The sequence below is a fragment of the Castellaniella sp. genome (assembly GCF_049651205.1).
Lineage (GTDB): Bacteria > Pseudomonadota > Gammaproteobacteria > Burkholderiales > Burkholderiaceae_B > Castellaniella.
On record NZ_JBASBR010000013.1, the window covers coordinates 129,196 to 141,023 of the forward strand.

The 11,828-nt window shown below is 58.4% G+C and carries 20 protein-coding genes; all 20 read right to left on the reverse strand.

Annotated elements, in window-relative coordinates; all coding sequences use genetic code 11:
• Positions 1-92: 92 nt before the first annotated feature.
• Positions 93-2,102, reverse strand: a complete 2,010-nt coding sequence (gene dsbD, locus WA928_RS09765; RefSeq protein WP_424302814.1) for a protein-disulfide reductase DsbD — start codon at positions 2,100-2,102, stop codon at positions 93-95.
• 76 nt (positions 2,103-2,178) lie between these two features.
• A complete protein-coding gene (cutA, locus tag WA928_RS09770) occupies positions 2,179-2,586 on the reverse strand; it encodes a divalent-cation tolerance protein CutA (protein ID WP_417275744.1) in 408 nt (135 codons plus the stop codon).
• Positions 2,587-2,698: 112 nt separating this feature from the next.
• Positions 2,699-3,079 (reverse strand): 50S ribosomal protein L17, encoded by a 381-nt coding sequence (gene rplQ / locus WA928_RS09775; protein WP_350382631.1) that lies wholly within the window; start codon positions 3,077-3,079, stop codon positions 2,699-2,701.
• Between the two features lie 137 nt (positions 3,080-3,216).
• Positions 3,217-4,215 carry a DNA-directed RNA polymerase subunit alpha gene (locus WA928_RS09780; protein ID WP_350382630.1) on the reverse strand — a complete coding sequence of 333 codons (999 nt, stop codon included), beginning with the start codon at positions 4,213-4,215 and terminating at the stop codon, positions 3,217-3,219.
• A gap of 181 nt (positions 4,216-4,396) precedes the next feature.
• Complete coding sequence (gene rpsD, locus WA928_RS09785) at positions 4,397-5,020, reverse strand: 30S ribosomal protein S4 (RefSeq protein ID WP_424302819.1); 624 nt, start codon at positions 5,018-5,020, stop codon at positions 4,397-4,399.
• Between the two features lie 10 nt (positions 5,021-5,030).
• Positions 5,031-5,429, reverse strand: coding sequence for a 30S ribosomal protein S11 (rpsK, locus tag WA928_RS09790; protein ID WP_350382627.1), 399 nt, complete (start codon positions 5,427-5,429; stop codon positions 5,031-5,033).
• A gap of 12 nt (positions 5,430-5,441) precedes the next feature.
• On the reverse strand, positions 5,442-5,807 hold the full coding sequence (gene rpsM / locus WA928_RS09795; RefSeq protein WP_350382626.1) for a 30S ribosomal protein S13: 366 nt from the start codon (positions 5,805-5,807) through the stop codon (positions 5,442-5,444).
• Between the two features lie 33 nt (positions 5,808-5,840).
• A complete protein-coding gene (rpmJ, locus tag WA928_RS09800) occupies positions 5,841-5,954 on the reverse strand; it encodes a 50S ribosomal protein L36 (protein WP_003805360.1) in 114 nt (37 codons plus the stop codon).
• A gap of 28 nt (positions 5,955-5,982) precedes the next feature.
• Complete coding sequence (gene infA / locus WA928_RS09805) at positions 5,983-6,201, reverse strand: translation initiation factor IF-1 (protein ID WP_298014710.1); 219 nt, start codon at positions 6,199-6,201, stop codon at positions 5,983-5,985.
• Between the two features lie 6 nt (positions 6,202-6,207).
• Entirely contained in the window at positions 6,208-7,530 is a 1,323-nt protein-coding gene (gene secY, locus WA928_RS09810) for a preprotein translocase subunit SecY (RefSeq protein WP_424302824.1), read from the reverse strand.
• A 9-nt stretch (positions 7,531-7,539) separates the two neighbouring features.
• Positions 7,540-7,980: a 50S ribosomal protein L15 gene (gene rplO, locus WA928_RS09815; protein WP_350382623.1), complete on the reverse strand. Its 441-nt coding sequence runs from the start codon at positions 7,978-7,980 to the stop codon at positions 7,540-7,542.
• A gap of 14 nt (positions 7,981-7,994) precedes the next feature.
• Positions 7,995-8,180: a 50S ribosomal protein L30 gene (rpmD, locus tag WA928_RS09820; RefSeq protein WP_066454712.1), complete on the reverse strand. Its 186-nt coding sequence runs from the start codon at positions 8,178-8,180 to the stop codon at positions 7,995-7,997.
• Between the two features lie 3 nt (positions 8,181-8,183).
• Positions 8,184-8,705, reverse strand: a complete 522-nt coding sequence (rpsE, locus tag WA928_RS09825) for a 30S ribosomal protein S5 (protein WP_350382622.1) — start codon at positions 8,703-8,705, stop codon at positions 8,184-8,186.
• Positions 8,706-8,714: 9 nt separating this feature from the next.
• Positions 8,715-9,080: a 50S ribosomal protein L18 gene (rplR, locus tag WA928_RS09830; protein ID WP_417275742.1), complete on the reverse strand. Its 366-nt coding sequence runs from the start codon at positions 9,078-9,080 to the stop codon at positions 8,715-8,717.
• Positions 9,081-9,101: 21 nt separating this feature from the next.
• Positions 9,102-9,635, reverse strand: coding sequence for a 50S ribosomal protein L6 (rplF, locus tag WA928_RS09835; RefSeq protein WP_350382618.1), 534 nt, complete (start codon positions 9,633-9,635; stop codon positions 9,102-9,104).
• Positions 9,636-9,649: 14 nt separating this feature from the next.
• Positions 9,650-10,045, reverse strand: a complete 396-nt coding sequence (gene rpsH / locus WA928_RS09840; protein ID WP_350382616.1) for a 30S ribosomal protein S8 — start codon at positions 10,043-10,045, stop codon at positions 9,650-9,652.
• 11 nt (positions 10,046-10,056) lie between these two features.
• On the reverse strand, positions 10,057-10,362 hold the full coding sequence (gene rpsN, locus WA928_RS09845; RefSeq protein WP_350382614.1) for a 30S ribosomal protein S14: 306 nt from the start codon (positions 10,360-10,362) through the stop codon (positions 10,057-10,059).
• 9 nt (positions 10,363-10,371) lie between these two features.
• A complete protein-coding gene (gene rplE, locus WA928_RS09850) occupies positions 10,372-10,911 on the reverse strand; it encodes a 50S ribosomal protein L5 (RefSeq protein WP_424302830.1) in 540 nt (179 codons plus the stop codon).
• Between the two features lie 12 nt (positions 10,912-10,923).
• Complete coding sequence (rplX, locus tag WA928_RS09855) at positions 10,924-11,244, reverse strand: 50S ribosomal protein L24 (protein ID WP_424302833.1); 321 nt, start codon at positions 11,242-11,244, stop codon at positions 10,924-10,926.
• A 10-nt stretch (positions 11,245-11,254) separates the two neighbouring features.
• Positions 11,255-11,623 (reverse strand): 50S ribosomal protein L14, encoded by a 369-nt coding sequence (gene rplN, locus WA928_RS09860; RefSeq protein WP_350382609.1) that lies wholly within the window; start codon positions 11,621-11,623, stop codon positions 11,255-11,257.
• Between the last annotated feature and the right edge of the window lie 205 nt (positions 11,624-11,828).

Below are 11,828 nucleotides of genomic sequence, written 5' to 3' on the forward strand. Positions count from 1 at the left end.
TGACGACGAAGTGTCTGACCTGAAAGGCTCGCCAGACGACCAGACCCCCGACAATAAAGTCTAAGCCCAGGCCTCTACCAGGACCTTGGCAATCAGGGCGAGGCAAGCACCTCGTCCTGAACCGCCAAAAAGGCCTCAGCCTTTTTAAAGCCCACCACGCGCGCCTCAGGCAATAACATGCCACGGCGGTCAAAAAACAAGATGCCCGGCGGCCCAAACAGATTGAATCGCGCCAGCAAGGCACGGTCTTCCGGGGTCATCCGGGTAACATCTGCCTGCAGCAGCAGCATTTGATCCATCCGTGATGACACCTGCTGGTTGCTGAAGGTAAATTTCTCCATTTCCAGGCAAGAGACACACCAGTCGGCGTAAAAATCCAGCATCACTGGCTGGTGCGTCGTGGCCAGGATTGCATCCAGTTGGGCCACAGAGTTTACCGGGGCGAATCGTGCACGGATAGCTTGCGGGCTGGCAGGCACGGTACCACCGGCCATAGCTGCTGTACGGCCAGTAAACGGCTCTAGGGGGCGCAGCATATCCTGGCCACCCGCCAGCAACCCCACGCCCTGCGCAAGGCCCCACAGCCCTATCAGCAAGGCAAGGGCACGTACCAGCAAGCGCAAGGGTGCATTGGTGGCTTCGACATCAGAGGATGCGGATACCCCCCACAGCAACATCGCTGCCCAAAATGCCAATACCACCCAGCCCACCACCAGCACGACACCCGGTAACAGCGGTTGCGCCATCCACCAGGCAGTGGCCAGCAGCAAGATCCCAAAGCCCGCTTTCAGGGGATTCATCCAAGCGCCCGCCCGCGGCAGCAATGCCCCCGCACCAAAACCCACCACCAGAAGCAGCAGACCTTCTCCCCAGGCCATGGCAAACAGGGCACTACCGCCCACCACCATATCGCCGGTCTGGGAGATAAACAGCAACACCCCTGCCAGCGGCGCAGCAATGCAAGGGCCAACGATAAGAGCTGACAACATCCCCATCAGGAATACGCCACCCACCTGGCCACCTGGCAGCCTCTGTTGCCAGTTTTGGAGGCGTGACTGCAGGCCCACTGGCACCTGCAACGTAAAGACATCCAGCATGGCCAGCGCAAACAGCGCCAGCAACACCGCAAACGTGCCCAGAACCCAGGGCGATTGCAGCCATGCAGCCATCCCCGCGCCCAACAACCCGGCGGCGATCCCCAATGCCGTGTAGATAAGTGACATGCCCAGGACATAGACAGCCGCCAGGCCCAGGCCACGGGCACGACTCGTGGTGCCTGGGGCGGATCCGGCAATGATCGCCAGCAAAATAGGCACCATGGGCAGCACGCAGGGCGTGAACGACAGGAGAATCCCCAAGAGAAAGCTCAGGCCAAGGATCTGCCACAGAGGGGCATGCTGCAGCCAAGCCGCCATACCGGTATCACCCAGATCCAGCACGCTGCCGCCGGATGCCGGCTGGTTGCTGGCGGCAGTATTAACACCGCTGGTAATAGTGCCCTGCGTGCCCCCCGCAGCGCTTTGACCGGTTTGTGCAGCAGGAGAGACCTCATCCTGAGGCGCAGGTACTTGGCTGCGCACCTGAGTGCCCTGTGCCGCATAGCCCTGAGCATTAGCCAGCAACTGAAAGGTTTGCGTCATCGGCGGATAGCAAAGCCCCGCATCGGCACAACCCTGCCCCGTCACAGTGACCGTCAGCGGCCCACTCGCACCTGCCTGCAGCGGTGCCCGCAGCGTCACCTGCTGGTGATACACCTCCATGTTCCGCTCGAAGGTGGGATCATATTTGACTTGGCCATGGGGCAACCGCAACGTCCCGGGCCAGATCGGCCGGCGCGTTTCCATCTCTGGTGGAGTGAGGGTAGAACGTCGATACAGCAGCAGCTGACCTTGCGCATCCTCAATCTGTACCTCGAAGCGCTCTTGGTACATGTAATAGTGCGGCGCTATTTGGTAATGGATGTCGAGTGTCAGGGGATCGGGCTGCGCCACCGTGCTGATAAACGCAAGCTCGGGATCCAGAAAATCCTCTGCAGCCAGAGATGCGCCGGAAATACCCAGGCAACTTAAGGCAAAAAGCCACAGAACCAATAATTTCTTCATCTAACCTTCTCGGCATGACAATACTGCCTGCCAGGGCAGCGGCGCCGGCAAAACAGGGGTGAATCGAATCCCGACACTATGCAGGCCGATGCACGGCTTCTTGCACCCAGCTCAGATAAGCGGCACTTCCTGCAGGCACCCCCAACACCAGAAACTCGGGGACGTCATACGGATGTAGGGTGCATAGGCGCTGATACAGGGCCGGCAGCACGGCTGCAGTGGTTTTCAAGCTCAAGGGGATTTCCTCGCCGCCCTCAAGTTTGCCCTGCCACAGATACATCGACGTAACGACAGCCCCCACCTGCGCACAAGCCACCAGCGATTCTTCGACCAGTACATGAGCAATGCGCTTGGCCAGCATGAGATCAGGCACTGTCGTACACACCACCACCACGTCTTCTGGCGTACCTGTCTGCTGTACAAGGCCCTGCCAGACCCGTGTGGCAGAGGGCAGCCCAGGGGCAAAATCGTCGGGCGTTGGCATCACATCCCCTGAGGATAAAAACCTATTGATTCTACATAAAAACAGGGCCCGAAGCTGTATCGCTTCGGGCCCTGCCTGTTTGAGCGTGCCGACTGGCTGGCAGCTGCGGCGATTATTCGGCGGCCGCTTCTGCCTCGGGGCGGTCGACAAGCTCCATGTAGGCCATGGGGGCGTTGTCGCCCTGACGGAAGCCCATCTTCAGGACACGGGTGTAGCCACCATTGCGCGCAGCAAAGCGGGGGCCAATGTCGTTGAACAGCTTGGTCACAGCGTCGCGATCACGCAAGCGGGCAAATGCCAGGCGGCGGTTGGCCAGCGTGGGGTTCTTGCCCAGAGTGATCAGGGGCTCGACGACGCGGCGCAATTCTTTGGCCTTGGGCAGCGTGGTCTTGATGGCTTCGTGGGTAAGCAGCGACACAGCCATGTTGCGGAACATGGCCAGACGGTGGCTGCTGGTGCGATTGAGTTTACGGAGGCCAGAACGATGGCGCATTTTGATTTCCTTGAATCTAAGACCCGGATCTTCTATCGCTGAACGCGCGGCCCGGGTGGGTGGTTAAGCATCTGCCAGCGGTGCTGGCAGGCGCGAAATTTTAGCACGGCGCAAACTATGCGCCGGGCCAAAATGATTTAGGGGCGCTCGAGGCCGACGGGTGGCCAGTTTTCGAGCTTCATACCCAAGGTAAGGCCACGTGCAGCCAGCACTTCCTTGATCTCGTTGAGCGACTTGCGACCCAGGTTCGGCGTCTTGAGCAGCTCGTTTTCGGTGCGCTGGATGAGGTCGCCGATGTAGTAGATATTTTCGGCTTTCAGGCAGTTGGCCGAGCGTACGGTGAGCTCGAGATCATCAACCGGGCGCAGCAGCACGGGATCGATCGGCGCAGACTGGCCGGCCATCGGCATGCTGGTGGTGAGCTGGCCAGCATCTTTATCGGCCAGGGACACAAACACAGACACCTGATCCATAAGGATGCGGGCAGACTGGCGAACAGCTTCTTCGGGGCTGATGACACCGTTGGTCAGCACATCCAGCACCAGCTTGTCGAGGTCGGTGCGCTGCTCAACGCGCGCATTTTCAACGGCGTAGCTGACACGGCTCACGGGGCTGTAAGAGGCATCCAGAACAATCTGGCCAATGGTGGCCGAACGATCATCCACCAATGCCCGCACGTTGCCGGGCACATAACCACGGCCTTGCTCAACCTTGATTTGCATTTCCAGCCGGCCGGTATCGGTCAGCGTGGCAATCAGGTGGTCGGGGTTGACGATTTCGACGTCGTGCGGCAAATCGATGTCGCTGGCGCGGACTTCGCCCGGGCCTTGCTTGTTGAGCTGAAGGGTGACTTCTTCGCGATTGTGCAGCTTGAACACTACACCCTTGAGGTTGAGCAGAATATCAACCACGTCCTCACGGACACCGGTGACGGTGGAATACTCGTGCACCACGCCACTGATCTGAACTTCGGTGGGCGCATAGCCTGTCATGGAGGACAGCAAAATGCGACGCAGTGCATTGCCCAGCGTGTGGCCATAGCCGCGCTCGAATGGCTCCATGATGACTTTGGCGTGATTCGCGCCCAGGGACTCGACCGTAATAGTGCGAGGTTTCAGAAATGCTTGCGAAGACATAGAGGTTCCTTTTCAATACCCTCGGTTCGTTACACCGATAAGGCTGACGGAAAAACACCCCGGCAACACCGCCGGAACAAGACCACAGCCCACACCAGGTAAATACCTGAAGTGGGCTGGGTGCGCAGTACCCGGACGATGCCCGGGCTCTGCGGGGTGGCGTATGGCCACCCAGAAGCTATCAACGTGAGTAGAGCTCGACGACCATCGATTCGTTGATGTCGTGTGCGACGTCAACGCGATCAGGCGCCTGCTTGTAGATGCCGGACAACTTGCCGGAATCTACCTCAACCCACTGAGGCAAACCGTTGCCGCTGGCGAGGTCGAAGGCTTCTTTGATGCGATTTTGGCTTTTTGCCTTTTCGCGAATCGACACGACGTCGCCGGCCTTGACCAACATCGAAGCGATATCAGCAGTGTGGCCATTGAGCTCGATGGCACGGTGGTTGACCAGCTGACGCGCTTCGGCGCGGGTAGAGCCAAAGCCCATGCGATACACCACGTTATCCAGACGCGATTCGAGCAGCTGGATCAGGGTTTCGCCGGTGTTGCCATGACGGCGCTCGGCTTCTTCGAAGTAGCGGCGGAATTGCTTTTCGAGCACACCGTACATACGCTTGAGTTTCTGTTTCTCACGCAGCTGCAGACCGAAATCGGAGGTGCGGGAACCTGAAGTGCGGCCATGCTGACCGGGCTTGGATTCAAGTTTGCACTTGGAATCCAGCGAGCGGCGGGCGCTTTTCAGGAACAGATCGGTACCCTCGCGACGCGAGAGCTTGCATTTGGGTCCAGTATAACGAGCCAAGATGTTCCCCTTAGATACGACGACGCTTGGGCGGACGGCAGCCGTTATGCGGCACCGGCGTGATATCGGAAATGCTGGAGATGCGGATCCCCAAGGCATTCAGGGCACGCACAGAAGACTCGCGGCCCGGACCGGGGCCCTTGATGCGGACTTCGAGCGTCTTGATGCCGTATTCCTGGGCCACGCGGCCAGCGGACTCGGCAGCAACCTGAGCGGCAAAAGGAGTGGATTTACGTGAACCCTTGAACCCTGCGCCACCCGATGTCGCCCACGACAGGGCATTGCCCTGACGATCGGTGATGGTGATGATGGTGTTGTTGAACGACGCGTGGACGTGTGCAATCCCGTCAGCGACGTTCTTTTTGACTTTCTTGCGGACACGAGTGCCGCCGGCTTGTGCTTTGGCCATATTGGTTCCTTGTTATTTCTTCAGGGACGCAGCGGCGCGACGCGGGCCCTTACGGGTGCGTGCGTTGGTGCGGGTACGCTGACCGCGAACCGGCAGACCGCGCTTGTGGCGCATGCCACGATACGTACCAAGGTCGATCAGGCGCTTGATCGACAGCTGAACCTCGCGACGCAGATCCCCTTCAACGGTGAAGGAGTGAACCTGCTCGCGAACTTTCTCAAGTTCAGCATCGGTCAGATCTTTGATCTTTTTGGAATATTCGATACCGGTGGCTTCGCAAATTTTGCGGGCACGTGTGCGTCCGATACCAAAAATTGCGGTCAAGCCGATCTCGGCGTGTTGATGCGGCGGAATATTAATGCCAGCAATACGGGCCATGACTGTTCCTCGTGAAATCCGTGGTGCCCGGCCTTAGCCTTGGCGTTGCTTGTGACGCGGGTCGGTGCAGATGACACGCACCACGCCGTGACGTTTAATGATTTTACAGTTGCGGCAGATCCGCTTTACCGATGCCATTACCTTCATGGGATTCTCCTGGTTTTTGACCGGCCGCCTATTTGGAGCGGAAAACTATCCTGGCGCGCGATAAGTCATAGGGCGTGAGCTCCACTGTGACTTTATCGCCCGGAAGGATCCGGATATAGTGCATACGCATCTTGCCCGAAATATGGCCTAACACCATGTGGCCGTTTTCCAGCTTGACACGAAACGTTGCGTTGGGAAGGTTCTCGACAACCTCCCCTTGCATCTGAATAACGTCGTCCTTGGACATGATCAATTAGCGCATTGGAAGACCCGAGCCCTTGAAGTTGGCCTTCCGGAGCAGCGAATCATACTGTTGAGACATGACGTAGGCCTGAGCCTGGGCCATGAAATCCATGGCAACAACGACAATAATCAGCAATGAAGTGCCACCGAAATAAAACGGCACGTTCCAGCGCATCTGCATGAGTTCGGGCAGCAAACAAACTAAAGTGACATAGATGGCCCCCGACAGCGTCAAGCGCATCAGGATCTTGTCGATAAAGCGGGCGGTTTGCTCGCCGGGACGGATCCCGGGCACAAAGGCACCACTTTTCTTCAGGTTGTCGGCCGTTTCGCGGCTGTTGAACACCAAGGCCGTATAGAAAAAGCAGAAGAAAATGATCAGACCAGAATACAGCGTGACATACAAGGGTTGACGAGGCGATAGCGCCGCAGCGAGATCTCCCAGCCAACGCATATTCGGGTTGCTGGAAAACCAGCTGGTAATGGTTGCCGGCAACAGAATGATGGACGATGCGAAGATCGGCGGAATCACCCCGGACATATTGAGCTTGAGCGGCAGATGGGACGACTGCCCACCATACAGCTTGTTGCCCACCTGGCGCTTGGCGTAGTTGACCGTAATGCGGCGTTGACCGCGCTCTACATAGACCACGAAATACGTGACTGCAACCACCAGAGCCAGAATGAATATGGCTGACAGCACTGACATGGAGTCGGTACGAACCAGATCCAGCATACCGCCCAACGCACCCGGCAAACCTGCCACGATACCGGCGAAGATCAGCAGCGAGATGCCGTTGCCCAAACCCCGTTCGGTGATTTGCTCGCCCAACCACATCAGGAACATCGCACCCGTAACCAGCGTGACGATGGTGACGAAGCGGAACATCAGGCCGGGATCAATCACCAGCCCAGGCTGAGATTCGAGGGCGACCGAGATGCCGATGGCCTGAAACAGGGCCAGAAATACTGTGCCATACCGCGTGTACTGTGTAATCTTGCGCTGCCCGGACTGGCCTTCTTTTTTGATGGCCTCGAGCGTTGGCACCACAACAGCCAGCAGCTGCATGATAATCGCTGCCGAGATGTACGGCATGATCCCCAGTGCAAGCACCGAGAAGCGTTCGAGGGCGCCACCGGAGAACATGTTGAACAAGCCCAGAATACCGCCCTGGTTTTGTTGAAACAGATCCGCCAGCGAATCAGGATTGATGCCCGGCACAGGGATGTGAGTCCCCATGCGATAGACGATCATCGCCAGTACAAGGAACAGGATGCGACGTTTGAGATCGCCGTATCCCGCACTAGACTTGTGTGCCTGAGCTTTCGCCACTGCTGCCCCTTACGCCAGCGTACCGCCGGCGGCTTCGATCGCAGCACGAGCGCCGGCCGTCGCGTTGATGCCCTTGAGCGAAACCTTGCGGCTGAGCTCGCCAGACTTGATCACCTTGACATAGCGGACGAGTTCGCCCACCAGGCCAGCAGCTTTCAGGATCTGAACATCGACTTCATCGATGGGCAGCGCCTGGAGATCAGACAGACGGATCTCGGCACGCAGGTGGCGACCCAGGGGCGTAAAGCCGCGCTTGGGCAAGCGACGTTGCAACGGCATTTGACCGCCTTCGAAACCGACCTTGTGGAAACCACCGGCACGGGAGCGCTGACCTTTGTGGCCGCGACCGGCCGTCTTGCCCAGGCCAGAACCGATGCCGCGGCCCACGCGACGGCGGGCCCGTTTGGCGCCTTCGGCCGGTGCAATCGTATTCAGTTGAGTAATGGACATCTGAATTCCTTTGTTCAGGCTTCCGAGACCGTGACCAGATAATCCACCTTGCGGATCATCCCACGCACCTCGGGAGTGTCGATCAGGACGCGGCTGCTGTTAACCTTGCCCAGACCCAGGCCGCGCACGGTGGCGCGGTGGGACTTGTGGGTGCCGATCACAGAGCGCACGAGCGTGACTTTGATTTGCTTTTGTGCCATGACTTACCCCAGAATTTCTTCGACGGTTTTACCGCGCTTGGCAGCGATTTCCGACGGGGTGGAGCAGGCGCGCAGGCCATTTAGTGTGGCGCGCACCATGTTGTAGGGGTTGCTTGAGCCGAGGCTTTTGGCCACGACGTTACGCACACCCATCACCTCGAAGATCGCACGCATCGGGCCGCCAGCGATAACGCCGGTACCCTCTGCAGCCGGCGAGATCAGGACAGTAGATGCCCCGTGCTTGCCAACAACCGTGTGATGCAACGTACCATTTTTGAGAGCAACCTTGACCAGGCCGCGACGGGCCTGTTCCATTGCCTTTTGCACCGCCACGGGCACTTCGCGGGCCTTGCCCTTGCCCATGCCGATACGGCCATCGCCGTCACCAACCACGGTCAGTGCTGCGAAGCTCATGGTGCGACCACCCTTGACGACTTTGCTGACGCGGTTGACCGCAATCATCTTTTCGCGCATGCCATCGTCGCGTTCTTGATCGTTGGCGTGCTTGCCTTGTGCTTTAGCCATGTGATTCCCTTAGAACTTCAAGCCGGCTTCACGCGCGGCTTCGGCCAGCGCCTTGACGCGGCCATGGTAACGGAAGCCCGAACGGTCGAAGGCGACGAGTTCGATGCCGGCAGCCTTGGCCTTCTCAGCCACACGCTTGCCGATCAGGCTGGCGGCGGCGGTATTGCCCCCAGTAGCCTGTTGGCTGGCGAGTTCCTTGCGGACTTCGGGCTCAAGCGTCGAGGCGCTAACGAGCACCCGGTCGCCTTCCGGCGAAATGATGTTGGCGTAGATGTGCAGATTCGTGCGGTGCACCGACAAACGGTGTACGCGCAGCTCGTGAATCTTGCGGCGGGTTGCCGCAGCACGACGCAAACGGGAGAGTTTCTTGTCCATGATTCGTCCTTGCCTGCGTGCTTATTTTTTCTTGGTTTCCTTCAGGATGACGCGCTCGTCCGAGTACCGTACGCCCTTGCCCTTATAGGGTTCGGGTTCGCGGTAGGCACGGATTTCGGCGGCAACCTGACCGACGACCTGCTTGTTGGCGCCCTTGACCACGACTTCGGTCTGGGTGGGGCACTCGATTTTGATCCCTTCGGGGATCTCATGCAGGATGTCGTGGGAGAAACCCAGTTGCAGTTTCAGTGCGTTGCCTTGGAGCTGGGCGCGGAAACCCACACCCACCAGATTGAGGCGACGCTCGAAACCAGCACTGACGCCAGTGACCATATTGTTGACCAGCGCACGCACGGTGCCGGACATGGCCTTGGCCTGACGGGAGTCGTTGGCAACAGCAAACGACAGCTGACCGTCTTCTTGGGAGATGCGGACGTTACCATCCAGCGACTGAACCAGCGTGCCCAGCGGCCCCTTGACGGAGATCTGACCGGCACTGATGGTAGCTTCGACGCCCTTGGGCAACGCAACGGGATATTTGGCGATACGTGACATAGTGTGATATCCCCTTATGCCACGTAGCAGAGCACTTCGCCGCCCACACCGGTGGCACGGGCCTTGCGGTCTGTCATGACGCCACGGGGGGTAGAAACGATTGCCACACCCAGGCCGTTCATGACCTGAGGAATGGTGACGCTGCTCTTGTAGATACGCAGGCCAGGACGCGAGACGCGGTCGATGCGCTCGATGACCGGACGGCCGGCATAATATTTAAGCGTGATTTCCAACTGGGGCTTGGCTTGCTCGCCGGCCACGCGGAAATCTTCGATGTAGCCTTCGTCTTTCAGCACAGCTGCGATAGCAGCCTTTAGCTTCGAGGAGGGCATGGAAACCGATGTCTTGTTGACCATTTGCGCGTTACGCACGCGGGTCAGCATATCGGCGATGGGATCGCTCATGCTCATGTGTGGTTCTCCTACCAGCTGGCCTTGGTCATGCCCGGCACTTCGCCGCGCATGGCCATTTCACGCAGTTTGTGGCGCGTCAGCCCAAACTTGCTGAACACACCGCGAGGACGACCCGTGACCACGCAGCGGTTGCGCTGGCGGGTAGGGCTGGCATTGCGGGGCAGTTGTTGCAGAGCCAGGCGAGCCTGATAGCGTTCTTCGTCGGATTTAGACTGATCAGCGATGACAGCTTTCAGTGCGGAGCGCTTTGCTGCAAATTTCTCTGCCAGCTTGGCGCGTTTGATATCGCGATTGATGAGGGAAAGTTTTGCCACGTCAGCCCCTTAGTTGCGGAAGGGGAAGCTGAATGCGCTTAACAGCGCCTTGGCTTCCTCGTCAGTTTTGGCGGTGGTGGTGATGCTGATGTTCATCCCGCGCACGGCATCGATTTTGTCGTACTCGATTTCCGGGAAGATGATCTGCTCTTTAACACCAATGTTGTAGTTGCCGCGGCCATCGAATGCACGGCCGGACACACCACGGAAGTCGCGGACACGCGGCAGAGCCACCGAAACCAGGCGATCCAGGAACTCGTACATCCGTTGGCCGCGCAGGGTAACCATGCAGCCGATGGGATAGTCTTCGCGGATCTTGAACCCGGCAATTGCTTTGCGGGTTTTGGTGACTACAGGCTTTTGACCAGCGATTTTGGTCATGTCGCCCACGGCATTTTCGATAATTTTTTTGTCGGCAACAGCCTCGGACACACCCATATTGAGCGTGATCTTGGTGATGCGCGGCACTTCCATCATCGACTTGTATTCGAATTTCGCTTTAAGGTCGGCAGCGACCTGATTGCGATAAAAGTCTTGTAAACGAGCCATTTAATACGCCCCTTATGCCTTCGCGCCAACGACAGCGCCGTTGGAACGGAAAATACGAACCTTGGCACCATCGACAACTTTCACGCCGATGCGATCAGCTTTGCCGGTTTCAGGGTTGTAGATAGCTACATTGGAGATATGGACGGGTAGGGTCTTGTCGACGATGCCGCCAGGTGTGCCAGCCATGGGGTTACCCTTGGCATGCTTCTTGACAACGTTGACGCCTTCAACCAACACATGGTCGTCGTCGACACGGGCCACAACGGTGCCACGGCGGCTGCGATCGCGGCCTGCGAGCACGACGACTTCGTCGCCTTTACGAATGTTTTGCATGATCGGCTCCTTACAGCACTTCGGGCGCCAGGGACACGATCTTCATGAACTTCTCGGTACGCAGCTCGCGCGTGACCGGTCCGAAGATACGCGTGCCGATGGGCTCGAGTTTGGCATTGAGCAATACGGCCGCATTACCGCCGAAGCGGATCAGCGAGCCATCTTTGCGGCGAACGCCCTTGGCGGTACGCACCACCACAGCGTTGTAGATTTCGCCTTTTTTGACGCGCCCGCGAGGTGCCGCTTCTTTGACGGACACCTTGATGATGTCGCCGATGGCGGCATAACGGCGCTTCGAGCCGCCCAACACCTTGATGCACATGACGGAACGCGCACCTGTGTTGTCGGCCACGTTCAGCGTGGTCTGCATTTGGATCATGATTTTTCCTGTTCCAACTTAACAACGTTACCCAGAGCACTTGCCCAAGACAACGCAGCCAGTTTTGGTCCCGTCAAGCCGGCACAGCTAGCTGCGCACGGGCTCTGGGTTGAAATTCTTGTTTGTGCAAGATGATCTTGCGCATAAACGAGACTACCAACTTGGCCCTGCCGATTACCATCTGTAATGTGCTTTTGCCCCAAAG